Source organism: Streptomyces sp. NPDC126499, assembly GCF_040302485.1.
Taxonomy (GTDB): domain Bacteria; phylum Actinomycetota; class Actinomycetes; order Streptomycetales; family Streptomycetaceae; genus Streptomyces.
Window position 1 is genome coordinate 342,757 of record NZ_JBEOUO010000005.1, and the last position, 24,914, is coordinate 367,670.

At 73.0% G+C, this 24,914-nt stretch carries 15 protein-coding genes; 4 read left to right on the forward strand and 11 right to left on the reverse strand.

What is annotated here, in order from left to right; genetic code table 11:
• Positions 1 to 193: 193 nt before the first annotated feature.
• The 3 genes from ABTZ91_RS10090 to ABTZ91_RS10100 are packed head-to-tail and all read right to left on the reverse strand — an operon-like array spanning position 194 to position 2,056.
• Entirely contained in the window at positions 194 to 1,225 is a 1,032-nt protein-coding gene (locus tag ABTZ91_RS10090; protein WP_352076661.1) for an NAD(P)/FAD-dependent oxidoreductase, read from the reverse strand.
• Positions 1,222 to 1,758, reverse strand: coding sequence for an isoprenylcysteine carboxyl methyltransferase family protein (locus ABTZ91_RS10095; protein ID WP_352076708.1), 537 nt, complete (start codon positions 1,756 to 1,758; stop codon positions 1,222 to 1,224). Before ABTZ91_RS10095 ends, ABTZ91_RS10090 begins: the two co-directional genes overlap by 4 nt.
• Positions 1,759 to 1,783: 25 nt before the next feature.
• Entirely contained in the window at positions 1,784 to 2,056 is a 273-nt protein-coding gene (locus tag ABTZ91_RS10100; protein ID WP_352076662.1) for a hypothetical protein, read from the reverse strand.
• A 214-nt stretch (positions 2,057 to 2,270) separates the two neighbouring features.
• On the opposite strand from ABTZ91_RS10100, the gene ABTZ91_RS10105 reads away from it, so the two are divergent.
• A complete protein-coding gene (locus ABTZ91_RS10105) occupies positions 2,271 to 3,182 on the forward strand; it encodes a UbiA family prenyltransferase (protein ID WP_352076663.1) in 912 nt (303 codons plus the stop codon).
• A gap of 282 nt (positions 3,183 to 3,464) precedes the next feature.
• On the opposite strand, the gene ABTZ91_RS10110 is transcribed toward ABTZ91_RS10105, so the two are convergent.
• Positions 3,465 to 4,337 carry a glycosyltransferase gene (locus tag ABTZ91_RS10110; RefSeq protein ID WP_352076664.1) on the reverse strand — a complete coding sequence of 291 codons (873 nt, stop codon included), beginning with the start codon at positions 4,335 to 4,337 and terminating at the stop codon, positions 3,465 to 3,467.
• A gap of 187 nt (positions 4,338 to 4,524) precedes the next feature.
• On the opposite strand from ABTZ91_RS10110, the gene ABTZ91_RS10115 reads away from it, so the two are divergent.
• Positions 4,525 to 5,016: an ATP-binding protein gene (locus ABTZ91_RS10115; protein WP_352076665.1), complete on the forward strand. Its 492-nt coding sequence runs from the start codon at positions 4,525 to 4,527 to the stop codon at positions 5,014 to 5,016.
• A gap of 162 nt (positions 5,017 to 5,178) precedes the next feature.
• Here ABTZ91_RS10115 and ABTZ91_RS10120 read toward each other — a convergent pair whose 3' ends face one another.
• Positions 5,179 to 5,739 (reverse strand): DM13 domain-containing protein, encoded by a 561-nt coding sequence (locus tag ABTZ91_RS10120; RefSeq protein WP_407077927.1) that lies wholly within the window; start codon positions 5,737 to 5,739, stop codon positions 5,179 to 5,181.
• A 37-nt stretch (positions 5,740 to 5,776) separates the two neighbouring features.
• Entirely contained in the window at positions 5,777 to 5,920 is a 144-nt protein-coding gene (locus ABTZ91_RS10125; RefSeq protein ID WP_352076666.1) for a hypothetical protein, read from the reverse strand.
• Between the two features lie 165 nt (positions 5,921 to 6,085).
• Between ABTZ91_RS10125 and ABTZ91_RS10130 the strand changes: the two genes are divergently transcribed.
• Positions 6,086 to 7,924, forward strand: a complete 1,839-nt coding sequence (locus ABTZ91_RS10130) for an NAD-binding protein (protein ID WP_352076710.1) — start codon at positions 6,086 to 6,088, stop codon at positions 7,922 to 7,924.
• 142 nt (positions 7,925 to 8,066) lie between these two features.
• On the forward strand, positions 8,067 to 9,119 hold the full coding sequence (locus ABTZ91_RS10135) for a methyltransferase (protein ID WP_352076667.1): 1,053 nt from the start codon (positions 8,067 to 8,069) through the stop codon (positions 9,117 to 9,119).
• Between the two features lie 3 nt (positions 9,120 to 9,122).
• On the opposite strand, the gene ABTZ91_RS10140 is transcribed toward ABTZ91_RS10135, so the two are convergent.
• The 5 genes from ABTZ91_RS10140 to ABTZ91_RS10160 are packed head-to-tail and all read right to left on the reverse strand — an operon-like array spanning position 9,123 to position 24,372.
• Complete coding sequence (locus tag ABTZ91_RS10140; RefSeq protein ID WP_352076668.1) at positions 9,123 to 10,178, reverse strand: NADP-dependent oxidoreductase; 1,056 nt, start codon at positions 10,176 to 10,178, stop codon at positions 9,123 to 9,125.
• Positions 10,175 to 11,926, reverse strand: a complete 1,752-nt coding sequence (locus ABTZ91_RS10145; protein WP_352076669.1) for an NAD(P)/FAD-dependent oxidoreductase — start codon at positions 11,924 to 11,926, stop codon at positions 10,175 to 10,177. Before ABTZ91_RS10145 ends, ABTZ91_RS10140 begins: the two co-directional genes overlap by 4 nt.
• Before the next feature lie 14 nt (positions 11,927 to 11,940).
• The gene (locus ABTZ91_RS10150; protein WP_352076670.1) at positions 11,941 to 13,629 is read right to left on the reverse strand and encodes an NAD(P)/FAD-dependent oxidoreductase; all 1,689 of its coding nucleotides are present in this window, start codon (positions 13,627 to 13,629) and stop codon (positions 11,941 to 11,943) included.
• Entirely contained in the window at positions 13,626 to 14,909 is a 1,284-nt protein-coding gene (locus ABTZ91_RS10155) for a cytochrome P450 (RefSeq protein ID WP_352076671.1), read from the reverse strand. Before ABTZ91_RS10155 ends, ABTZ91_RS10150 begins: the two co-directional genes overlap by 4 nt.
• Positions 14,899 to 24,372, reverse strand: coding sequence for a non-ribosomal peptide synthetase/type I polyketide synthase (locus ABTZ91_RS10160; RefSeq protein ID WP_352076672.1), 9,474 nt, complete (start codon positions 24,370 to 24,372; stop codon positions 14,899 to 14,901). Before ABTZ91_RS10160 ends, ABTZ91_RS10155 begins: the two co-directional genes overlap by 11 nt.
• Between the last annotated feature and the right edge of the window lie 542 nt (positions 24,373 to 24,914).

The window sequence follows — 24,914 nt, forward strand, 5'->3', positions numbered from 1 at the left end:
CTCAGGGGGCATCGTGGCCGCGGCCGCGGTGCCCCCTCCGCGCGGGTGCCCCGCCGGTGCGGAGGACGGTGACCCCTGATCGCCGTCGCCGGCCGGAGTCCGGTGCGCTCCTCGCCGCGGCCACGACGATGACCGACCTGGTGATCAGCCCTCCCCCACCCGGAAGGAGACGGGCCGGGGCAGGACGCGACGCTCAGGCGAGCAGGTTCACGGCGCTCCGGAACAGGCCGGGGAAGCGGGCCGCGGCCGGTGTGATCAGCGGGGCCAGTGGGGGCTGGTTGCGGACCCACAGGAGGGACCTCGTCAGGAGGCGGTAGCTGCGGGACATGCGGCACCAGGCCGGTTCGTATGCCTGCGGGCGGCCCTCGCCGAGGCAGCGGACGAGGGTGTCCGCCGCCGTCAGGGCGAGGGTGAGGCCCTCACCGGTCAGCGCGTCGACGTACCCGGCGGCGTCGCCGACGAACAGGACCCGGCCGGCCACCCGGGTGCGGGCCTGCTGGCGCAGCGGCCCGGCGCCCCTGACCGGTGTCCTGTCGGAGTCGCGCAGACGGGCGGCCAGGACGGGGAAGCGGGTCAGCTGCTCGTCGAAGGGCAGGTGGTGCGAGGTGAGGATGGCGACACCGAGCTGCCGGGGTCCGAGCGGGGTGACGTACGCCTCGCAGTCGGCGGACCAGTGCACCTCGACCAGGTCGGTCCACGGCTCGACGGTGTAGTGGCGCCGCAGACCGTAGCGGAGCGCGGGGCGCCGGCCGGCGGCCGGGCGTACGGTCAGGCCGAGCGCGCGCCGGATGGGCGAGTGCAGTCCGTCGGCCGCCACGAGATAGCGGGCGGTGATCCCGTCGGCGGTCACGTACGTGTCGGACTGGGTCACCCGGCGGACGCGGTGCGGGACGACCGGGATCCCGAGCTGGGCGGCCCGGGCGGCGAGCGCCTGGTGCAGCACGGTCCGGCGCACCCCGAGACCGGGCCCGGCGCGGAAGCGGGCTTCGGCGCGCCGGTCGCCGGCGGCGTCGACATAGCGGATGCCCCGGAGCTGGGGGCCCGGCACCCGCACGTCGAGGGCGCCCAGGGCGCGTACCGCCGCGGGCATCAGGCCCTCGCCGCACGCCTTGTCGATGGGCGCGGGCCGGGGCTCGGCGACCAGGACGTCGAAGCCGCGCCGCGCTCCGTGGATCGCGGTGGCCAGGCCCGCCGGGCCGCCGCCGACGACGAGGAGGTCGATCACGGGGCGGCACCGGTGGTGGACAGCGCGCGTGAGGGCGCGAGGGCGGTGTTCTCGCAGCGGATGCGGACGGTGATGAGGGCCGCGTTCAGGAGCGAGAAGGCCAGGGCGGTCAGCCAGGCGCTGTGAACCAAGGGCAGCGCGGCGCCCTCGACGACCACCGCGACGTAGTTGGGGTGCCGGAGGTAGCGGTACGGGCCGGAGGCGACGAGCGGAAGGTCGGGCACGATCAGCACCCGCGTGTGCCAACGGGGCCCGAGCGTGCCGACGCACCACCAGCGCAGGGCCTGCGCGGCCAGCGTGAGGGCGAGCGCGGGCCAGCCGAGCAGCGGCAGGAAGGGCCGGTCGGCCGCCCAGGGCTCGACGAGGCAGCCCAGGAGGAGCGCGGCGTGCAGCACGACCATGACCGGGTAGTGCCCCGCACCGTACTCGCGGGCGCCCCGGGCCCGGCTCCAGGCACCGTTGCGGCGCGCCACGGCGAGTTCGGCGAAGCGCTCGGCGACGACCAGCAGGACGAGGACGGTGTACGCCGTCAGGGTCAGGGTCAGGGTCATGGCAGCCTCACCGGGCCAGGAGGACGAGTTCGGACGAGAAACCGGGCCCGAAGGCGAGCATCAGGCCGATGGTGCCCGGCGGCGGCCGGTCGGTCTGGGCGCCCTTCAGGATCTTCGGCACCGACGCGGACGACAGGTCGCCGTGGGCGCCCAAGGTGCGGCGGCTCGCCGCGAGGGCCGCGTCCGGCGGGCCGAGCTCGCCGGCGGAGGCTGGCCTCGCCGAAGGTGCCGAGGTCGCGGTAACGGTCGAGGGGCAGGGCGAGCCGGCGGCGCTCCCCACCGGTCGCCGCCTGCGGCCGGCGCGCGAGATCCCTGCCCGGTCCGGGCGGCAGACCGAAGACGAGGTCTTCGGTGATCTCGTGTTGCATGGAGCGGTGCGGCGGGAAGGCCGTGCTCACCGCGAGGACGCGGGTCATTGCTCCAACATAGGGACGGTAGGGCGCCGACGCCCTCAACCCGGCGGTCGTGGGCGCGCCGTCGCCTAGCGTGGAGCGGTGCGCCCCATCACGGACGAAGGACCTCGCCCCCTCGCCGCCCCCGCGGCCGCCCGGTCGGCGCAGCGCCGGGCGGCCGTCGGCCTCCTGAAGGCGTGTCATCCGCTGCCGTCGGCGACGGTGACCGGCCTCGCGACGCTGCTGGCCGCGGCCTTCGGCCTCGGCCTCGGCTCCGCGGCCGGGACGGTGGCTGCGGTCGCCGCGGGTCAGCTGTCGATCGGCTGGTGCAACGACCGGCTCGACCTGCGGCGCGACCGGGCCGCCGGACGCCGTGACAAGCCGCTGGCCACGGGCGCCGCCCGGCCGGGCACGGTCGGCACGGCGGCCTGTCTGGCGCTGCTGGCCTGCGTCCCGCTGTCGCTGGCCTGCGGGCTCCTGGCCGGCGTGGTGCACCTCGGCTGCGTCGCCGCCGGCTGGGCGTACAACCTGTGGCTCAAGCGGACGGTCCTGTCCTGGCTGCCGTACGCCCTCGCCTTCGGGCTGCTGCCCGCCTTCCTGACCCTGACGCTCCCGGGCCGGCCGTGGCCGCCCCTGTGGCTGACCGTCGCGGCGGCGCTCCTCGGCACCGGTGCGCACTTCGCCAACGTCCTGCCGGACCTCGACGACGACCTCGCGGGCGGGGTGCGGGGGCTCCCGCACAGGATGGGCCGGCGCGGGTCCGTGGCGTCGGCCGCCGTCCTGGCCCTCGCCGCCTGCGTGCTCCTGACGGCCGGTCCGACGGGCCGGGTGTCACCGGCCGGAGCCGGTCTGATCGGCGTGACGCTCGCGCTCTGCCTCGTGGCGGCGGCCGGCCCGCCCGCGCTCGTGCGGGGCCGCGTGCCCTTCGTCGCCGTCCTGGTCATGTCCGGGCTCGACGCCGCGCTCCTGGTGCTGGCCGGGGGTGCGCCGGCGACGGGGCAGAGCTGGCCGTGAGCCGAGGCCGCGCCGCACCGGAGGGAGCGGTCACCTGGCGGGTGGGCTCCGGTCGACGGGGCGCGGGGTGCGGCCGGTACGGGGGCGGGGAGGGGGCGCCACGGGGGCGGGCAGCGGCAGCCGGTCACGCAGCACGGCCGCGACTTGGGGGCAGCGGCAGCCGTTCACGCGGCGCGGTCGACGCGGCGGCAGCGGCAGCCGTTCACGCGGCGCGGCCCACGCGAGCGGGCAGCGGCAGCCGGTCACGCAGCCCGGTCCACACGAACGGGCAGCGGGCGCCGGTCACGCAGCACGGTCCACGCGGCGCGCCGCGGCCTCCACGCGGGCGGGCAGCGGTCGCCGTTCACGCAGCGCGGCCGGCAGCCGGGCCAGCACCCCGCGCAGCGCCTGTCGTGCCTCCGGGTCGTTCCAGGCGTCGACGGCGAGCTCTCCGGTGCGGCGCAGGGCGACGGGGAGCGGGCGGCGGAGCCAGGCGGTGACGACGCCGTTGCGGCGCTGGGCCGCGGGGCGGCCGGGGCGGACGCCGCCGACGGGGTGGTGCACGGCCACCACGTCGGGGCAGTGGCACACGTCCCAGCCCCGGGCGGTGATGTCGTACGCGAGGAGGGTCTCCTCGCCGCCGATGAACAGCAGCGGGTGGTAGCCCCCGGCCGCGAGGTAGGCGTCCCTGCGGGCGACCGCGGCGCAGGCCAGGTAGCCGAGCACGCGCGGCCCGGGCAGCCCGTCGTCGCGGCCCAGCGGCGAGCCGGCCAGGACGTCGTTGAGCGGGTCGCCCGCGCCGTCGGGCCCGGTCCGTACGCCGGCGGCGATCAGGCCGACCCGTTCGTGCCGGTCCAGCAGGTCGGCGGCCCGCGCCAGGGAACCCGGCTCCCACCAGGAGTCGTCGTCGCTGAACGCCACGTACGGGGTGCGGGCCCGGCGCACGCCGAGGGTGCGGCCGGGCGCGCCGAGGTTGCGGCCCGGGGTGAGCAGGACGACGTCGGGGTGGCGCCGGGCGACGGCCTCGGGCGTGCCGTCCGCCGACGCGTTGTCGACGACGATCACCTGCGGCCGCTCGGGCAGCCGGCTCAGCCGGTCCAGGGTCCCGAGCAGCTGGTCGCGGCGGTTGTGGGTGATCACGACGACGGTGAGGCGGCTGTCGGCCTGGTCGAGCACGGGGTCCTCCGGTACTCGCAGGGCGCCTTCGGAGCGGGGCGGGCGCCGCGCGCGGGGCCGGGATGCGTACGGGGTGCTCCTGAGCGGCACCTTACGGGCGCGGGTCGCGGCCCGCACCCGGCGGACCGGCGGTCGCCCAGGCCCGCGGTCGCCCTCCGGACAGCGGGGTCGTGCCATGGTGGACCGCATGGAGTCCGCGGTGGATGTGGCCGTACTGGTGGGGATCCAGGCGTCCGGCAAGTCGACCTTCTACCGCCGGCGTCTCGCCGGGCGGTACGAGCTGGTCAGCAAGGACCTGTTCCCGCGAGGCGCCCGGGACAAGCAGGGCCGTCAGCTGCGGCTCGTGACGGAGGCGCTGGAGGCGGGCGCGTCGGTGGCGGTCGACAACACCAATCCGTCGCCGGAGGAGTGGCGTCCGCTGGTGGAACTCGCCCACGCCCACGGGGCGACGGTGACGGCGTACTGGTTCCCTCCGGACGTCGCCGGCTCCCTGCGCCGCAACGCCGCCCGCGAGGGCCGCGAACGCGTCCCGGACGTGGGCGTCCTGGCCACGGCGCGGCGCCTTCGCATGCCCTCGACGTCGGACGGCTTCGACGCGGTGCGAGAGGTGCGGTTCGACGGCCACGGCGGGTTCGTGGTGCGCGTACGGGAGGGAGAGGCGGGGCCGCGCCTCGGCTGACCGGGAGCGCCGTCCACGCCGGGCGGCCGGCCACCGGCCGCAGGCCGCGGGGCGCGGGTTCGCCGTCCGTACCGGAGCGCGGCCCGCGGGGCACCGGGTGCCGTCCGTGCCGGACTGCCGCCGCCGGCCACGTGCGGGGCCTCGCCCCCTGTCTTCTCGGGGTCAGGCGCGGGCGAGCGCCGCCGCGCCGAAGGAGACGTCGAAGCGGTCGCACCAGATGCTGACGCTCGGGTACGCCGACCAGTCGACGTCAGCGGGGAGGGCGTAGTTCTGGTCGCCCTTGTTGCCCTTCAGCTTGGCGAGGTCGACGTACTTCCCGTCGTCGAAGACGCCCCAGCCGGCCTTGCCCTCCTTCACCGGCGCGTCGCTCAACCAGACGCGCAGGTCGGGGCCGTTGCTCGTGTCCAGGCCCTCGAGGCGGAGCGTGTGGGTGCCGTCCGCGAGCCGGACGACCTTCACCACGCCCTTCGTGGTGTGCTCGTGGCTGATGAAGCTGCCCTGGGCGACGGTGACCGGGCCGGACGGTGAGGGCGTGGCCGGCGCGGAGGGCGGCGCGTCCGTCGTCGGCTTCGGCGACGTGGTGGGCGCGGAGGGCAGCGCCTCGTTCACCGTCTCGTCCACCCACAGCGCCCAGGGCTTGAACCACAGCAGTCCCGCCACCGCCACCACCACGCCCGCGACGACCACCGCGGCCCACCGCTGCTTCCTCGTGACGCGCCCCACGACGCCCCCCTGTCTCCCGTTGGACTTCGTCCCCCATTCAACGGGATCGGGCTCCGTGCGGACAACCTTCGCGCGGGACGAAAGGCGAGGCGGTCGTGAGCAGGATGTGCCGGTCGCCGAACCTCCCGATCAGGGCCCGCTCCACCTGCTGCGGGACGAGGCCGGCCTGGCCGTAGGACATGCGCGCCCTTCCGTGGAACCATGACCGTGACGACGGCCCCCTGCGCGCGGGGCGGGGTCGTACGGACGGACGGCGCGCGGGGTCGTCATACGGTCCGAGGCAATACGTACGGGGGGAAACGTGACGGCACTGCCGCGCCAGGAAGGCCCACGGGACGGTGGGCACATGGTGGTCTGCGGCGACGACGGGCTGGCGCGCCGGCTCGCGGCCGAGTTGCGCGAGGTCTACCGCCAGCGCGTCGTCCTCCTGGTGCCCGCCGTCGAGGCCGACGACCAGGTGGCGGAGCCGGGCGACGTACAGCCCGCGCGCGAGACGGTGGCGCCGGCGCCCACCCGGGAGGCGCTGCTCCGTGCGGGCGCCGACCGGGCGGCGGCGCTGGCGCTGCTCTACGAGGACGACGAGACGAACCTGCGGGCCGCGCTCGCCGCGCGCCGGCTCAACCCGCGGCTGCGGCTGGTCGTCCGCATGTACAACCGCAAGCTCGGCCACCACCTGGAGGAACTCCTCGACCAGGCGGCCCTCGTGGCGATGCCGGGCGCGGACCGGGCGGCCCTGGAGGCGTCCACGACCGTGCTCTCCGACGCGGACACCGCCGCCCCGGCGCTGGTGGCCACCGCACTCACCGACACCAACAAGGTCGTCCAGGCCGACGGGCTGCTCCTGCGCGCCGCCGAACGTCCTGCGTCCGGCCGGGGCGAAGTGCCGGATCCCGGCCTGTGCACCCTGGCGCTGCTGTCCTCGACGACCGCCGACCCGGCCGGCAGCGAGGGTTCCGACGCGAGCGGCGCCCAGGGCCCGGAGCTCCTGCCCGACGACCGGGCGGTACGGGGCTCCGCGGGCCGCGGTACCGTCGTCCTCGAAGCGCTCCGCCGGGCCGGCCCCGTGTTGCCGCCCCGTCGGCTCGCCCGGCGCGGCGTGCCGCTCGGGGAGGTGTTCTCCGCCCGTCTGCGCTGGTCGCTCGCCGGCATCGTCGCCGCGGTGCTGGCGCTCACCGCCACCACGGCCGCGCTGACCGACGCGGACCCCGTCCACGCGGCCTATCTGACGCTGCTCGACCTGTTCTCGATCAACGACCCGGCCCTGGAGGAGTCGCCCGCCCGGCAGGTCCTCCAGCTCCTCTCCGGCCTGGTCGGTCTCGCCCTGCTGCCGTTGCTGGTCGCGGGCGCCCTGGAGGCACTGGGCACCTTCCGCACGACCGGTGCGCTGCGGCGCCCGCCGCGCGGCCTCTCCGGGCACATCGTGCTGCTCGGCCTCGGCAAGATCGGCGCACGGGTCCTCGCCCGGCTCCGGGAACTCGACATCCCCGTGGTCTGCGTCGAACAGGACCCGGACGCCCGCGGGATTCCCCTCGCCCGCGACCTCGGCGTCCCGGTCGTCCTCGGCGACGTCACCGAGGACGGCGTCCTCGCCGCGGCCCGCGTGCACCGGGCCGACGCCCTGCTCGCCCTCACCAGCTCCGACACCACCAACCTGGAGGCCACCCTCGCCGCCCGGACCCTCAAGAACGACCTGCGCGTCGCGCTGCGGCTCTACGACGACGACTTCGCGACCGCCGTCTACCGCACCCTGCGTTCCGCGCACCCGGACGCCGTCACCCGCAGCCGCAGCGTCACCCACCTCGCCGCCCCCGCCTTCGCGGGCGCCATGATGGGCCGCCAGATCCTCGGCGCCATCTCCGTCGAACGCAAGGTCCTCCTCTTCGCCGCCCTCCTCGTGGCCGGACACCCCCAGCTCGAAGGCCGCACCGTCGCCGAATCCTTCCGCCCCGGCGCCTGGCGCGTCCTCGCCCTCGACACCGCCGGCCCCGATTCCCGCTCCCCCGACCTCGCCAACACGGCCCACGACGGCGATCACCAGTCCCTCCTCTGGGACCTCCACCCCGGCCATGTCCTGCACCCGCAGGACCGCGTCGTGATCGCGGCCACCCGCCGGGGCCTGGCGGAACTCCTCGCACCCCCGTCGACCTCGTCGTCCTCCCCGTCGCGGACGCCTGCTCGATCCTGACCGCCGGCGCGGCACCGGATCCATCCCCTCCCGTTTCTCCTGGTGACGCCGCTCGTTGGGTGGAGTGCGTCCGGTGGTAATGGGGCCGACCGGCCTGTCACCGGTCGCGTTCGGTTCTCGACGAAAGGCGAAACGGCGACCCATGGAAGCTCTGCCGGACCAGATGCAGATCGCGCGGCTCGCCGCGGGCGGTTGCTTCGCGAGGGCGCTCGGGGCGGCCGCGAGGCTGGGTCTCGCGGACGTCCTGGAGGAGGGCCGGCTGGGTCATCACGACCTCGCCAAGCGCACCGGCTCGGATCCGGACGTCATGCTGCGGCTGCTCCAGGTGCTCGCCATCGGCGGTGTCGTCGAGCGGGACGACGTCGGCGGTTATGGGATGACCGAGCCGTTCGCGGCGCTGCGCAGCGATCATCCCGGGTCGCTGCGGAACTTCTGCGTCCTGATGGCCGAGACGTACGACGACGCCTTCGGCGCGCTGGCGCACACCCTCCGGACCGGGGAGTCCGGGTTCCAGAAGGTCTTCGGTGTGCCGCTCTACGAGCACCTGGAGCGCGATCCGGAGACCGGGCGGATCTTCGACGGCGCGATGTCCGAGCTGGCCCGGCCGGTGGTGGCGGCGCTCGCGCGGCGCCATGACTTCTCGTCGGTGGAGCGGGTGGTGGACGTCGGTGGCGGCGACGGCACGACGCTCGCCGGCGTCCTCGCCGGCCACCCGCACCTGACCGGGGTGTGCATCGACCGCCCGAGCGTGTGCGCACGGGCGGAGAACGCGCGGGGCCCCGCCGGTGACCGGACCGGCGAGCGCATCACCTTCCACCCCGCCGACATCTTCGAGGAGGTGCCGGAGGGCGGCGACCGGTACCTGCTGAAGAACGTCCTGCACGACTGGCCGGCGGAGGAGTGCGAGCGTCTCCTGACCGCGATCGGCCGGGCGATGCGCCGCACCGCCGAAGCGCGTGATCCCGGCATCGCCCCGCCCCGGCTGCTCGTGGTGGAGCCGCTGCTGGACCAGGAGTCCGACGCCCCCCATGTGCTCTTCCAGATGGTGATGTGCGGGAAGGACCTCGGGGGTTTCTCGGAGAGTGACGTACGCGGGCTCCTTCGGCGGTCGGGCTTCGAGCCCGTCCTCGTGGAGCGGCTGGCCGGTGGGCACCACCTCTTCGAATGCGTGGTGTCCACCGGCCGGAGCGGGTGAGGGTCACACCTCGACGAGCAGCTTTCCGCGGTTCGCCGTCCGGTTCGTGTAGAGGCCCTCGTAGGCCTTCGGGATGCTGTCGAAACCGTGACGGACGGTCTGGTCGTACCGGACCTCGCCGCGCCGGACCATGCCGCCTAGTTCCTCGTGAAGGGCGGCGAAGTCCTCGTCGTTGTACCAGTCCTGCGCGTAGATGCCGCGGATCGTGGTGCGCGGGCGCATGATGTGCTCCAGCAGGCGCGGGCCCGTGCGGTCTCCCCCGACCGTGGTCTCCCACTGCCAGGACACCGCGACCTGGCTGTACCGGTTGAGCATGGTGAACACCGCGTCGGTGAAGGTGCCGCCCATGTTGTCGAAGTACTTGTCGACGCCGTCCGGCGCGGCCTTGCGCAGGGCCGGGTACACCGTGTCGGCGTCGTCGCCCTGCCGGTAGACGATCACCTCGTCGAAGCCGAGCCCGGTGAGGTACGCGGCCTTCTCCGGGGTGCCGGTGGTGCCGACCACCCGGGCGCCGGCGCGCTTGGCCAGCTGGCCGACGAGGCTTCCGATGGCGCCCGTCGCACCGCTGACCACGACCGTGTCGCCGGGCTCGACCGTGAAGAACTTCGTCATCGTCCCCCAGGCGGTGAGCCCGGGAATGCCCATGACGCCGAGCGCCGTCGTGAGCGGCAGCTCGTGGTCGTAGCGCTCCGGATGGAGCTTGCGGAAGGGCGAGACGTCGAAGTCGAAGGAGCCCGTGTCCCACACGTAGGGGCGGCCGTCGCTGACGAGGTGGGTGCGCCAGCCGCCGAACCCCTCCACCAGGTCGCCGGGCCGGAAGGCGGCGTCAGGTCCGGCTTCGAGCACCTCCATGATCGACATGCCGGGCGCGTGGTGGCCCAGGGGGGTGACCTGGGTGAGGCCGTTCAGGAAGGGGTCGACCGAGACGTACCGGGTCTTGAGCAGCATCTCGTCGTCCTTGAGCGTGACGTCGAGATCCTCGACCACCTTCTCGTAGACCTTGTCGACGTCGGGTACGCCCGCGGCGTGCTCCCGTACCACCCATTTCTCAAGCTTCATGTGCGTGCCTTGTCTGTGTGCGAGGGATCGAGGTGCGTGAGGGCTGAGAGTTCCGCGGGGGCGGTCACGGCCGGTGGCCGCTCACCCACGGGGATGACGACGTGCGTCGGCGGGGGTGCGCTGGTGTCGATGGCGGCGGTGAATTCCTTGCCGTCGTCGCGGCAGATGAACTGCGTGACGTGGCGGCCCGCGGCGGCGGCGCGGATGAGGCCGCCGGTGGTGGCCCACACACCGGAGAGGTAGAAGTTCTCCAGGCCGGGGAGGGCGGGACCGTTCTTCTTGATCTGTTCCTCCAGGGTCTCGCCGCTCTCCACGAAGGGCTGCCAGCCGAGCACCGTCCCGTCGTAGTTGCCGGTGTAACGGACCTGGGTGAGCGGGGTCGACAGGTCGCGCACGGCGATCGCGTCCCGCAGGCCGGGGAACCGCTCGTCCAGGAACGTCACCAGCGCGTCGCGCACCTGGTGCTTGGCCGCGTAGTACCCGCGTCCGTGCCGCAGCGGACCGGTGTGCACGGTCTTGCCCTGGTGCCGGCGCGTGCGCTGCTCGGGCTCTCCGGCGTTCAGGGCACGCCAGGGGGCGGCGTCCGCGAAGTAGGTGGCGTAGACGACCGTCGTCCCCTCCGGGGACAGCTCGGGGTAGTGCGTGCTGCGGAACTGCACGTTGACGCTGGGGTGGCGGATGCCCGTCAGCTTCGACGCCACGGACTCGTCCAGCAGGTAGGTGGTGCACGGCTCCCCCTGCGGGAAGGGCCGGCTGAGGCCGAGGAACAGCATGACGTAGCCGGGGAACACCATCCCCGGCTCGTCGATGGTGTGCGTGTACAGCTTCCGGTACGTCTCGTCGAGGTAGCGGCCCCCGAGGAGCTTCATCACCGTCGTATGGCCGTCACAGGCCGAGACCACGATGTCCGAGCGGAACTCGCGTCCGTCGGCGAGCCGTACTCCCACCGCGCGGTCGTCCTCGACGAGCACCTCCTCGACCTTGGCGTCGTACGTCACCTCACCGCCGAGCCGCCGGTAGCGCTGCTCGATCGAGCGCGCCAGGCCGAGGGAGCCGCCCTCGGGCACTCCGGCGGACATGTTCGCGTGCGAGGCCAGCTGGAAGTAGAACGGCAGGACGGGGAAGGCGGGGTGCTTCTCGTAGAGGATGAAGTTGAACGCCTCGCGCAGCAGCGGGTCCTTGAACCTCGCCGAGTACTCCGTCATCAACACCGTGATCGACTTGCGGATGACGTTGAAGTACGGGATGAACGACGCCAGCATGCGCCAGCGCTCGAGGCGCCCCATCAGACCGACCGGCTTGAGGAAGGGGTAGACGGCCAGGCACTTGCGGAAGCTGCGCAGACCGGCGCAGAAGTCCCGGATCAGTCTGGCGTCGGCCGGGGAGAGGGAGAGCAGGTGCTCTTCGAGCCGGTCGGGGTCGGAGTAGAAGTACACGGCTCTGCCGTCCCGGCCGCGGACGATGTTGAAGACGTCGAAGTGCCGCATCTCCTTGCCCTGCAGCGCGCCGAGTTCGAGCCAGATCTGGTGCATCTCGTTGCCGGGCCCGTTGCCGAGCAGCCAGCTGACGCAGCCGTCCAGGGTGAACTCGCCCCGGTCCCAGGCGGTGCAGCAGCCGCCGGGGATCTCGTGCATCTCGAAGATCCGGGTCCGGTACCCGTTCATCTGCGCGTAGCAGCCGGTGGACAGGCCACCGAGACCGCCACCGATGATGATCATCGACTCTCTGTCCTGCGGCGACCGTGGCATCGCCGGCGCCCTCCTCACGTCCGTCCGCGGGCCGGCCGGCCCCGGTGCCTGGTGTCCAGTTGGGGCAGCCGGCCCAGCTTCCCGCGGTGCCAGGGCTCCGCGCCGGGGCTCTCCCAGGCCGTGAAGTCCAGCCCGAGCTCCTCGCACAGGTACTGGACGGCGAAGCGGCCCGCTGACGCGGTACGGATCAGACCGCCGCCGCCGACCCACTGGCCGGTCATGGAGAAGCCGCGCAGGCCCGGCAGCCGCATGCGGTCCTTGTTGACCAGTTTGTTGGCCAGGTCCTCGGCCTTGGTGAAGGACTTCCAGGCGAGGATGCTGCCGTTGTGGTTGCCGGTGTAGCGCAGCATCGTGGCGGGCGAGGCCACGTCGATCGTCTCGATGCGCTCCGTGATGCCGGGATGGTGCCGTTCCAGGAAGCCCTGGACGAAGTCGGCGACCTCGCGCTTGCGTGCCCGGTACGCCACGCGGTCGGTGCCGCGCAGCGTCTTCCAGTAGGCGAAGTCGCTGAAGTACGTGCAGTGGACGACCGCCTTGCCGGGCGGTGCGAAGGAGTCGCAGTAGCGCGAACGCACCTGCACCACCAGGCTGTTCTGCCGTACGGCCGGGAGGTCGGCGCTGTCCTGCGGTGACAGCAGATAGGTGGTGCTGTGCGGGGTGGCGGGGTCCACGTCGCCCGTCAGGCCGACGAACGCCGAGACCACACCCGGGTACACCAGTTCCGGCTCGTGCAGCAGCTCGGTGTAGAGCGTGTCGATGGTGGGGTTGGTGTACTTCCCGTCGAGCAGGCCGTAGATCGTGGTGTGGCCGTCGCACGCCGAGACGACGTGGTCGGCGTAGAACCGCCGCCCGTTCTTGAGCTCCACGCCCACCGCGCGACCGTCCTCGACGAGGATCCGCCGCACCCGCGCGCGGTAGTCGATCCGGCCGCCGAGCGAGGTGTACCGCTCCTCGACGGAGCGGGACAGGCCCAGCGACCCGCCCTGGGGAAAACCGGCGTTGCCGAGGTACGCGCCCGCCATGTTGAACAGGTACGGCAGCAGCGGGAACACCTCGTGGTCCTGGAAGAAGATGTACGGGAACGCCCGGCGCAGCAGCGGGTCCTGGAACTTGCCGCAGAAGGTCTCCATCGGGGTGGCGGCGGTGCGCCAGAACAGCCGGAAGGCCGGCAGGACGGTACGGAGCAGTCGCAGCCTCTCCCGTACCGTCCGCAGCGGCGGCGCGGTCAGGAACGGGTACAGGTTGATGTCGACGAAGCGCCTCAGGTCCCGGCAGAAGGAGCGGATCAGCCGTGCGTCTGCCGGAGAGATCTCCAGCAGGTGACGCTCCAGACGGTCGGGATCGTTGTAGAAGGTGACCGACCGGCCGTCCTCGTCGACCACGGTGTTGAACGTGTCGAAGTTGGTGATCGTCTTGCCGTCGAGCGCGCCGAGTTCACGCCAGATCGTGGCGGCCTCGTTGTCCGCGCCCGTACCGATCAGCCACTCGATGCAGTAGTCGAAGACGTAGTCGTCCCGCGCCCAGGCCGTGCAGCAGCCTCCGGGCAGGACGTGCTTCTCGAGGATACGGGTCCGCGCCCCGCTCATCTGCGCGTAGCAGCCGGTCGACAGTCCCGCGATGCCCGCGCCGATGATGAGGACCCGGGGCTTGGCGCCGGGAGCGCGCTCGCGGGTGTCCCAGTCCTGCTCGGTGTCCGGTGTCACGCGTCACCCGTCACGCCGGTCGGCCGGTCGAAGGTGACGGGCAGGTCGGCGAGGCTGCCGACGATGCCCCCCGTCTTCCAGCGGAGTTCGTTCTCGGGGACGGCGAGTCTCAGTCCGGGCAGGCGTCGCAGTGCCGTCTCCAGGGCCACCTGGAGTTCGAGCCGGGCCAGGTGGGCCCCGAGGCAGAAGTGGGCGCCGTGCCCGAAGCCGAGGTGGGGGGCGCCGGTTCGGCCGAGGACCAGGTCTTCGGCGTCGGGGAAGACCGCCGGGTCCCTGTTGGCGGCGGCCGGCGAGACCAGTACGGGGTCACCGGCGCGGACGAGGACCCCGCCCAGCTCGACGTCCTCGGTGGCGTAGCGCGGGGCGATGAAGTCGTCGAGGTGCACGTACCGCAGCAGTTCCTCGGCCGCCTGCGGGATCAGCTCCGGCCGCTCACGCAGCCGGGACAGTTCCGCGGGGCGGATCATCAGGTGGTAGAAGGAAGCCGCGATCTGTCCGGCGATGGTGGCGAAGCCCGCGAGGAGGAGGTCGGCGACCAGCACGCGCAGTTCGTCCTCCGTGATCCGGCCGTCCTCGTCACGGGCCCGCACGAGCGAGCTCAGCACGTCGTCGCCCGGTTGCCCACGGCGCAGTTCGACCAGCGCGGCCACCTGGGAGAAGAACTCCGCCGCCAGCTCGCCGGGGTCCGCGTCCGCTGCGATCCCGGACGCCTCGCCCTCCGCCCAGGCCCAGAAACGGCTGTACTCGATGGGTACCCCGAGCAGTTCGCAGTTGAGTGTCGTCGGCAGGGGTGTGGCGAACCGCTCGAACAGGTCGACGGTCGGGCCCGAGGCGACGATGCCGTCGAGGAGTTCGCCTGCGACCTCGTGCGCGCGGACCCGCAGCCGCTCGATCCGGCGCGCGCTGAACTCCCTGGCCATCAGGCCGCGCAGCCGCGTGTGCTCCGGCGGGTCGTGGGAGATCAGCCCGCCGTAGTCCCGGACCATCGGCTCCATCCGCGGCTGGTCGCGCCCCACGGCCCCGGCGCGGGTGAAGCGGGCGTCCGACAGCACCGTCTTGACGTCGGCGTACCGGGTGGCCAGCCAGGCGTCCTCGCCGTAGGCCATCCGGACCCGGGCCATCGGCTGGTCGCGCAGCTTGGCGTAGACGGGGGGAACGTCGAGTCCGGCGCCCCGCTCGAAGGGGTACGCGAGCGGCTCGCCGCGCGTGTGCATGGTCGGTGTCAGCCCTTCCTGTCGGCCGGTGTCCGGCGGCGGGAGCGTGGAGGCGTCATGAGCCATGGGGACCGGTCCCTCGCAGGATGTCCCGCACGAGGCGGGTGTTGACCTCCAGATGGCCCGGGTCGAGCATGTCGGCGTGCGCGCCGGAGCCCTGGACGACCGCCGTGCGCGTGGTGGAGCCGGCGTGCCAGGAGCCCTCGTGGCCGGCGGTGTAGAACTCCGCCTTCTGATCGTCGGAGATCACGCTGACCGGAGCCGTGACCGTTCCGAGGTTCGGGTTGCGGCCGCAGAAGTCGATGTACTCCCTGGCCTGGTCGAGCGTCTCCTTCGTGACGATCTCCGACCCGGTGTGCTTGCGCAGGTGCTCACCGAGCTCCCGCTCGAAGGCTTCGAGGTGCTCGTCGGCGAGCGCGAAGGTCTCCGAGATGCGGTACGAGTCCACGATGACCACGTGCGCCACCTCGCGCCCGCGCCGTTCCAGCTCCCGGGCCACCTCGAAGGCGACGTTGCCGCCGAGCGAGTAGCCGAGCAGGGTGCAGGGACCCTCGGGCTGGAGCGACTCGACCAGGTCGGCGTACCGCTCGGTCTTGTCGTCGCCCGGCAGGTAGTTGAACGCGGTGATCCGGTACTCGGGCAGGTGTGCGGCGAACCGGCGGTAGACCAGGCCGTGGCCTCCGGCGGGCGGGAAGCAGAAGAGCTGGGGCCCGTCGCCGCCGTTGAACCGCAGCCAGGGCTGTGTGCCGGTGATCCGGCCCTTGGTGATCTGCTCCACCGTCCAGGCCATGCCCTGCAGAGTGGTGATCTTGAAGAGATGGCTGACGGGGATGGGCACGCCGAATTCGGCCTGGAGGCGGTGGATCAGCTCGATCAGCTTGATGGAACTGCCGCCGACCTCGAAGAAGTCGTCCAGGAGGCCGACTCGCTCCAGTCCGAGGACGGCCTTCCACTGCTCGGCCATCCGCACCTCGTGGTCGGTCACCGGAGGTTCGTGGACCTCGTCGCCGCCGGCGCGCGGCGCCGGCAGGGCGGCCTGGTCGATCTTGCCGTTCGCGGACAGCGGCAGGGCGGGCAGCTCGACGAAGTAGGACGGGATCATGAAGGTCGGCAGATGGGCGGCGAGCCGCCGGCGCAGCTCGCGCTGGTCGAGGCGCACACCGGCCGCCGGTACGCAGTAGGCGCACAGGACGGCCTCGCCCTGCGTGTCGGCGCGTACCGTCACCACCGACTGCGCCACTTCGGGACAGAGCGCCAGCCGCGACTCGATCTCGCCGAGCTCGACGCGGTGGCCGCGGACCTTGACCTGCGAGTCGACGCGGCTGAGGAGCTGGACGCCACCGTCGGCGTCCCAGCGCGCCAGGTCGCCGGTGCGGTACGCCCGGACCGGCGCGGTGCCGGACTCGCCGCCCAGCGCCAAGGTGGTGAAGCGCTCGGCGGTCTGGTCCGGGTCGCCCGCGTAGCCGAGGGCGACGCCCTCCCCGCCGATCCACAGTTCGCCCGGCACACCCGGCGGCACGGGCTCGCCGTACGCGTCGAGGATGTAGAGGTCGCTGTGGGGGAAGGGCCGCCCGATGGGCACCATCCGGCTCGGCTCGAGACCGTCCGCGGGACCTTCGAAGAAGCTGCTGTCGATGGTCGCCTCGGTGACGCCGTAGGAGTTGACCACGCGGGTCCGCGGGCCGCACAGGGCGCGCAGGCGCTCGTACTCCTCGACCTTCCAGGCGTCGGACCCGACGATCAGCAGCCGCATGAAGTCCAGCCGCACCCCGTCTCGTTCGCAGTGGTTCATCAGGCCGCGCACCACCGCCGGCACGAACTCGCCGCAGTCGACCCGTTCCGTCCGCATCGTCGCGTACAGACGGGCCGTGTCGAACAGCAGCTCACGGCCGATCAGGACGAGCGTGCCGCCGGAGCAGAGCGCACGGACCAGGTCGCCGGTGAAGACGTCGAAGGAGGGGTTGGCGAGCTGGAGGTGGACGCGCACGTCGTGGTCGAGGCGGTACTCCTCGCGCCATCCGCCGTAGGCGGCGGCGAGGTTGCGGTGGCTGACCCGGACGGCCTTGGGCCGGCCGGTGGAGCCGGAGGTGTGGATGACGTAGGCGGGAGCGTCCGGGGCGACCGTGACGTCGAGCGGTGCGTCGCCGCAGGGCCCGGTCCGGTGCAGCTCGTCCAGGGTCAGCACCTGGGCGGCTGCCGTGGCCAGCCGCTCGCGTCCGTCCTCGTCGGCGACGACGGCCAGGGAGGCCTCGGCGTTGCGCACCATGTAGGCGAGGCGGTCCGCGGGGTACGCGGGGTCCAGCGGAAGGTACGCGCCGCCGGCCCGGAGCACCGCCAGCAGGGTGACGATCAGTTCGGGCGACTTGTCCAGGCACAGGGCGACCACGGTGCCCTCGCGGACCCCCAGTCCGCGCAGCCGGTGGGCCAGGGCGCGGGAGCGGTGTTCGACCTCCTCGTACGTCAGCCGGCGGGTGGCACCCGACTCGGAGGGGGCCGACACGGCGACCGTCTCGGGGTGTGCGGTGGCGGCCCGGCGGAACAGCTCGTGCACGGGAACGTCGTGGGCCACGCGGCGACCGGCGCCGCTCCACTCGCGGAGGATCCGCTCACGCTCCCGAGGGGCGAGCATGGGCAGCCCGGTCACCGGGCGGGTGGACGGTGCGCGGGTGAGCCCGTCGAGCAGGTTGACGTAGTGGGAGGCGAGCCGCCGCATCGTCCCGGGTTCGAAGAGGTCGGTGTTGTACTTGAAGACGCAGTGGAAGCGCCGCTCGGCCTCGTCCTCGTACGCGGACAGCGTGAGGTCGAACTGGCCTTCCTCCTCGGGAAGTTCGATGTACTCCAGGCGGTAGCCGTACTGCTCGGTGGCGACCTTGTGGGTGAGCAGGATGAACATCGCCTGGAACACCGCGGAACGGCTCGGGTCGTGCTGCAGGCCCAGCTCGTCGACCAGCAGGACGAACGGGTACTCCTGGTTGTCCAGGCCGCCGAGGACGGTGTCGCGTACCCGGAACAGCAGCTCGGCGGTCGTCGGTTCGCCGGCCAGGTTCACGTAGAGCGGCAGCGGGTTGACGAAGTATCCGTAGACGGAGGCGAACTCCTCGTGCGTACGGCCCGTGACCGGGCTGCCCACGATGATGTCGTCCTGGCCGCTGTAGCGGTGCAGCAGCAGGTAGTAGGCGCTCAGCAGGACCGTGAACACGGTCACGTTGTGCTCGCGCGCCAGGGCGTGCACCCGCGCGCTCAGCTCTTCGTCCAGTACGAAGAACTCGGAGGCGCCGTTGTGGGTCTGGACGGCCGGTCGCGGCTTGTCCGTGGGCAGGTTGAGGACGGGCACCTCGTCGGGCAGGTGCCCGCGCCAGTAGTCGAGCATCTTCCGCGCTTCGGGGCCGGCCAGGAAGGTGTTCTGCCGGTTGAGGAAGTCGAGGTAGCGCGCCGGGACCGGCGGCAGTTCGACAGGGCGGCCGTGCCGCAGCCCCTCGTAGACCGCGAGCAGTTCCTCGATGAACGTGAAGGTCGAGACGGCGTCGGAGATGACGTGGTGGACGGCCTTCATGATCACCCAGCGGTCCGGGTCCCGCTGGAACAGCCGGAAGCGGACCAGCGGATCGCGTTCGAGGTCGTACGGCTTGCGGTACTCGCGGATGATCAGCTGCCGGATGTCGTCCCAGTCCCGGCCCCGTACGTCGAAGACGCCGAAGTCCGGCTCGACCTCGGTGGAGATCCGCTGCACCGGCCGCCCGTCGTCCAGGACGAGGTTGGCGCGCAGGCTGGGGTGGCGCTCGACCATGGCGGTGAAGGCGGCGCGCATGAGCTCGGGATCGAGCGCGACGCGCACCTCCACCGCGCCGCCGATGTTGTAGGCGTGGCCGTCCGGGTTGAGCTGCTTGAGGAACCACAGCGCTTTCTGGTTCTGGGTCAGCGGATACCGCAGCTCGTCGTCGAACAGCTCGACCGCCGTGGCGCCGGTGCCCCCGCCCGGGTCCGCGGCGAGCAGCTCGACCAGGGCGGCGTGCACCTGCTCGACCAGTTCGGCGACCGGCGCGTTGCCGAGCAGCGCCACCACCGGCAGGGCGACCCCCAGTTCGGCGTGGATGCGGGCGCGCAGCTCCATCGCGAGCAGCGAGTCCAGTCCCCTCGCGCCGAGGGTGTCCGCCGGGCCGACGTCCTGGGCGTTCACCCGCAGGACGCCCGCCACCAGCGTGGCGAACCGCTCGGTCAGCAGCCGTCGGCGCTCCTCGTCGTCGGCCTCGCGGAAGGTGTCGACGAAGCCGCCGAGCTCGCCGTCGGCGCGGTGACCGTCCGCGGCGCCCGCCGCGGCCAGTTCGGAGACCAGACGCGGTGGTGTGGGGTACCAGGCGAGGAACACCGGCCAGTCGACGACCGTGGCCACGAGCAACTGGGCGCGGTCCTGGGCGATGACCCGCTCCAGCACGGCCATGCCGGTCTCCGGCGAGAGCGAGTTCATCCCCCGGCTCGCCCGGTAGTGCTCCACGAGCCCGAGTTCCTCGATCATCCCGGTCGCCCAGGGGCCCCAGTCGATGCTCAGCGCGGGCAGCCCCTGGGCGCGTCGGTGGTGGGCGAGCGCGTCGAGGAAGGCGTTTCCGGCCGCGTAGTTGGTCTGGCCGGCGGTGGTCAGCAGCGAGGCGACCGACGCGAACAGCACGAAGTGTTCGAGCGGTTCGTCGCGCAGCAGGCGGTGCAGCAGCCAGCCGCCGACGACCTTGGGGCCGTACACGGAGTCGAAGACCTGCCGGTCCATCTCCGGCACCAGCGTGTCGCGTACCTGTCCGGCGAGGTGGAAGACGCCGCGGATCGGCGGCGACCCGGCTGCCCGGTGACCGGCCAGCCACGCGGCAAGGGCCGTCTCGTCGGTGATGTCCAGCGGCGCGAGGACGGGGTGGGCTCCGAGGGCTTCCAGTTCCCGGACGAAGCGCACCTGGCGTCCGGCCGGGGTGTCCGGGTCGATGCCGTGCCACCGGTCACGTTCGGGCAGGGCGGTGCGGCTCATCAGGATCAGCCGGCGCGCGCCGCGCCGGACGAGGGTGCGGCACAGCAGCCGGCCGAGGGCGCCGAACGCGCCGGTCACCAGATAGCTGCCGTCGGCGCGCAGCCGCAGCGGCAGGGGGCGGGTGAGGCCGGCGGCCGGGGTCAGCCGGCTGGTGCGGCGGCCGTCGGCGCGCAGGGCGATCTCGTCCTCGTCGTCGGTCGTCAGCTCACGCAGCAGCGCCTCGGCCTCGGACCGGCGGGCAGCGGTGTCGTCCGGCCGGTTCGGGTCGAGGTCGACCAGCTTGCCCCGGTGGTCGGTGAGTTCCTGGTGGCGCAGTACGCGGCCGATGCCCCAGGCGGGCGCGCCCAGCGGCTCCACCGCGTCCCCGGCGGCCACCGCCTGCGCGCCGCGGGTGACGATGTGCAGCCTGGCCGTGGGCACTTCGCGCAGCAGGGTCTGGGCGAGCGCGATCAGCGAGTAGACGCCGGTGCCGGTGTGCCCGTCGAGGGCGGGCCGGTCGGCGGCGTCGAGCGGCGGCCGGTCCAGGCTCCACAGGTGCACGACGCTGCCGGGCGGCGCGCCGATGTCGTCGCGCAGGTCCGTGAACAGGCGGGCCAGGTCTTCGGCGGAGTCCGGTGCGACGGTCCACGGGCGGCCCTCGGCCGCCCTGCGGTATCCGCTGCCGGGGCGGACCAGATGGCAGCGCCCGCCGGTGACGCCGACCGCCGCCGCGAACGCGTCGGCGACTCCCTGTGCGTCGGCGAACACCAGCCAGTCGTGTGCGCCGCCGTCCGCGGTGCCGGCCGTGGTCCGGGGCGCGGCACCGTCCTCGGTCACGGTCGTGCCCCGGGTCGCGGCACCGTCCTGGATCCCGGTCGTGGCCGGGTCGAGCGGGCGGTCGACCCACGTCACGTCGGCCAGCCAGCCGTCGATCGTGCCCAGGCCGACCGTGGTCGCCGCCTTCTCGACGTCGGCCGCGCGGAAGCCGCTGATCCGGCCGAGCGGCTCGCCGCTGTCGGAGTAGAGGGCGATGTCGCCGACCAGCTCGTCGGCGCCGCGCCGTGAGACGGTCGCGTGCGCCCACAGGGGCCGGTCGCCGACCGGCGCGACGCGCACCTCCTCGATGGACAGCGGCAGCAGGACACCGGTGCGCCGGGGGTCCGCGGGGCCGGCCGGCAGCCCCGGGGTCAGCAGGGTCTGGAAGCAGGCGTCGAGCAGGACCGGATGGATGTGGTGGTGCGCGGCGTCGTCGCCGAGGGGCGCGGTGGGACGGATCCGGGCCAGCGCCTCGTCGGGGCCGATCCACACCTCGTCGATGCCCTGGAACGCGGGCCCGTAGTGGTAGCCCCTGTCGGCCAGCGCCGCGTAGCAGCCGTCGCCGTCGAGGTGGCGGGTGCCGCGCGCGCGGATCGCGTCGGCGTCGAGCGTCCCGCCGTCGCGGCGGCGCTGACCGGCGCGTACCACCCCGGTCGCGTGGACGGCCGGGTCCCGGCCGTCGCCGGTCACGCTCGCGATGGTGAATCCGGCGTCCTCGGAGGAGAAGGACAGCTGCACGGTGGCGGCCTCGTCGTCGGCCAGGAAGAGGGCCTTGCGCAGTTCGATGTCGCCCAGGACCGCCTCGGTGCCGCCGGTCATCGCCCGTACCGCTTGCGCGGCCATCTCCACGTAGCCGGCCGCGGGGAAGACCACACTGCCCTGGATGCGGTGGTCGCTCAGGTACGGCGTCGTCTCGACGTCGAGCATCGCTTCCCATGTGGGTTCGGCGTGGGCGAGGCGGCGGCCGAGGAGCGGGTGGTCCCGCCGGCCGAGCCGGATGTCACGCACCGGGCCGGGCTCCGCCCAGTAGCGGTCCCTCTTCCAGGGGTAGGGCGGCAGCGTCACCGGTCGTCCGGTGGGTTGCAGCACGTCCCAGGCGATGTCGGCGCCCATGGTGTGGAGTGCGGCGAGCGACCTCATGAAACGCTCCGGCTCGTCCTCCCGGCGGCGGATCGAGGGCAGCGTACGGCCCTCGACGTTCCGGGCGGAGAGGCACTCCTGGATCGCGTGGCCGAGCACGGGGTGCGGGCCGATCTCCAGGAACACGCTGTAGCCGTCGTCGGCCAGGCGGTCGACGGCCGGGCGGAAGCGGACGCTGCCGCGGACGTTCTCCCACCAGTAGGCGGCGTCCAGTTCGGTGCCGTGGGCGGTGCCTTCCCTGCCGGTCAGGTAGAGCGGCAGCTGGGCCGCGCGCGGCTTCAGGTCGGCCAGCGAGGTCAGCAGGTCGTCCTTGATCGGATCCATCCGCGCGCTGTGGTACGGCACGTCCACGGTGAGGAACTTGGCGAACACCTGCTCGGCGCGGAGTTCGTCGGCGAGTTCCCGGAGCGCGTCCCGGTCGCCGGAGAGGGTGACCGAGGAAGGGCTGTTGGCCGCGGCGAGCGAGACCCGGTCGCCGTAGGGCCGCACGCGGCGCTCCGCCTGCGCGGCGGACAGGTTCACGGCGAGCATGGTGCCGGTGCCGGTCAGCCGCTGCTGGAGGCGGCTGCGGTGGACGATGACCGCGACCGCGTCCTCCAGGCTGTAGACGCCCGCTTCGTGGAAGGCCGCGACCTCGCCGGTGCTGTGCCCGACGACGGCGTCGGGGCGTACACCGTAACTGCGCCAAAGGGCCGAAAGGCCGACCTGGACGGCGAAGTTGGCCGGCTGCGCGAGCCAGGTCTCGGCCATCCTCGACCGTGTCTCGTCGGCGGCGAGTTCCTCGACCAGGGACCAGCCGGTGAGCTTGGCGATCTCGTGGTCGCAGCGCTCGACCGCCTCCCGGTAGACCGGCTCGCGCTCGAACAGCTCACGCCCCATCGCCCACCACTGCGGGCCCATGCCGGTGAACACCCAGACCAGGCGGCGCCGCTGGGCGTCACGCTCGTGGTCCACGAGTACGCGGGGATGGTCCTCCCCTCGCCCGTACGCTTCCAGGGCTTCCACCAGCGACGCGCGCGAGGAGTACACGACGGACAGCCGGGACTCCAGGTGCTGGCGGCGGTGCGCCAGGGTGTGGCCGAGGTCGGACAGCGAGACGGGCGTCCCCTCGGCGCCGGTGCCCGTGAGCTGCTGCCGGATGCCCTCCGCCAGCCGGGGCAGGACGGCCGGGTCGCGCGCGGTCAGCGGCAGGATGGTCAGGGCCGGGGCCGTGGAAGCCTCGGACGGGTCGGCGCCGGACGGGTCCGACCCGTGGCGTACCGCCGTCTTCGGCGCCTCCTCCAGCACCACGTGCGCGTTGGTGCCGCCGAAGCCGAACGCGTTCACTCCGGCCCGCGCGGGCCCGTCGTGCTCGGGCCAGTCGGCGGGCCCGGACGGGATCTCGTACGGCAGGGACGCCGGGTCGATGGCGGGGTTGAGCCGCGTGAGGTTGATGTGCGGGGGGACGGTGCGGTGCTGGAGGGACAGAACGGTTTTGATCAGTCCGGCGATGCCCGCGGCCGATTCGGTGTGCCCGATGTTCGCTTTGACGGAGCCGACGTAGCACCTGGCGCCCGGCTTCCGCCCGATCGACAGGGCGCGGGCGAGCGCGCCCGCCTCGATCGGGTCGCCGACCGGGGTCGAGGTGCCGTGGGCCTCGACGTACTGCAGGTCGCCGGGTGTGATGCCGGCCTCGGCGCAGACCTGCTCGATGAGCGCCACCTGCGCGTCCGGGTTGGGCACGGTGATGCCGTTGGTACGGCCGTCCTGGTTGACGCCGCTGCCGATGATCACCGCGTGGACGGGGTCGCCGTCGCGCTCGGCGTCGGCCAGCCGTTTGAGCGCGATCATGCCGACGCCCTCGGCGCGCACATAGCCGTCGGCCGACGCGTCGAAGGTGCACGACCGGCCGTCCGGTGACAGGAAGCCGCCCTTGGTCTCGGCGATGGTGTACTGCGGCGCCAGGTGCAGCAGCGTGCCTCCGGCGAGGGCGAGGCTGCTCTCGCCGCGCAGCAGGCTCCGGCACGCCAGGTCCACGGCGACCAGGGACGAGCTGCACGCGGTGTCGACCGAGAGGCTGGGGCCACGGAAGTCGAAGCAGTGCGAGATGCGGTTCGACACCATCGTCATCATGGTGCCGGTGGCGGTGTGCGCGGCGATCGTGTCGAAGCGGAGGTCGGCGAACTGCAGGATCTTGTAGTCGAGGGTGAACGCGCCGACGAACACGCCGACGTCCCGTCCGGCCAGTTCCGCGGGCTTCTGTCCGCCGTCCTCCAGGGCCTCCCAGGCCACCTCCAGCAGCTTGCGCTGCTGCGGGTCCATGAGCTCCGCCTCGCGCGGGCTGATGCCGAAGAACGCCGGATCGAACTCGTCGAAGCCGTCGATGTAGCCGCCGCGACCGCCGACCAGCCGCCCGGCCTTGGCCTTGTCCCGGCTGCCGAGCGTGGTGATGTCGTACCGGTCGGCCGGCGTCGGGGTGATGCAGTCCCTGCCCTCGATCAGGTTCTGCCAGAACGCCCGGTAGCTGGACGCGCTGCCCGGAAAGCGGCAGCCCATCCCGATGACTGCGATCTTGTCGCGGCTGATGGCGTTCCCCGTGTCTGTCATGTCGAATCCGTGAGGTCGTGGTCTGGTGCGGCGTGACGGACAAGCGGGACCGCCCGCTGATGGCGGCGGGCGGCCGAGTGTCCCGGACGAGATCAGAGACTGCCGAGGCGCTCGTGCGCCTCGTCCCCAGGGGCGTTCGGATCGGTGCTGACGTGGACCTCACGCTGCATGGCCGTCTACTCCTGGCGCTGGATGGGACTCGCCGTCGTGGGTGAACCTTCCTCGTCACGGGCCGTTCCGATCCCGAGCAAGGCACCACTGATTGCTTTCGGTAATGTATTGCACACGGGATGTAGCCGGAGCACGCTCGCGGCGGGCACGCGCCGAAAGGGTCAGCGCCCCCTACGACGTTGACCGGCCGCCCGCACCCCGCCGAAACGCCGCCACACGGCCCGACAGCGGGCGAGGGAAGCCCTGCGACCCCTCCTCCGGTGGCACCGGAAAGGCCGTCCGCGCCGACGCCGGATCCACACGATCGGGGGGTCCTCACCGAAAGATCACCTGATGGCTCGTCAGTCAAATAGACTCCGCATCACGCCTGC

What these genes read in the sequence shown, in the direction of transcription:
- ABTZ91_RS10115 (WP_352076665.1), top strand. Translation starts at nt 4,525, where the DNA reads ATGGAGTCCGCGGTGGATGTGGCCGTACTGGTGGGGATCCAGGCGTCC.
- ABTZ91_RS10125 (WP_352076666.1), bottom strand. Translation starts at nt 5,920, where the DNA reads ATGTCCTACGGCCAGGCCGGCCTCGTCCCGCAGCAGGTGGAGCGGGCC.
- ABTZ91_RS10130 (WP_352076710.1), top strand. Translation starts at nt 6,086, where the DNA reads ATGGTGGTCTGCGGCGACGACGGGCTGGCGCGCCGGCTCGCGGCCGAG.
- ABTZ91_RS10135 (WP_352076667.1), top strand. Translation starts at nt 8,067, where the DNA reads ATGGAAGCTCTGCCGGACCAGATGCAGATCGCGCGGCTCGCCGCGGGC.
- ABTZ91_RS10140 (WP_352076668.1), bottom strand. Translation starts at nt 10,178, where the DNA reads ATGAAGCTTGAGAAATGGGTGGTACGGGAGCACGCCGCGGGCGTACCC.
- ABTZ91_RS10145 (WP_352076669.1), bottom strand. Translation starts at nt 11,926, where the DNA reads ATGCCACGGTCGCCGCAGGACAGAGAGTCGATGATCATCATCGGTGGC.
- ABTZ91_RS10155 (WP_352076671.1), bottom strand. Translation starts at nt 14,909, where the DNA reads ATGGCTCATGACGCCTCCACGCTCCCGCCGCCGGACACCGGCCGACAG.
- ABTZ91_RS10160 (WP_352076672.1), bottom strand. Translation starts at nt 24,372, where the DNA reads ATGACAGACACGGGGAACGCCATCAGCCGCGACAAGATCGCAGTCATC.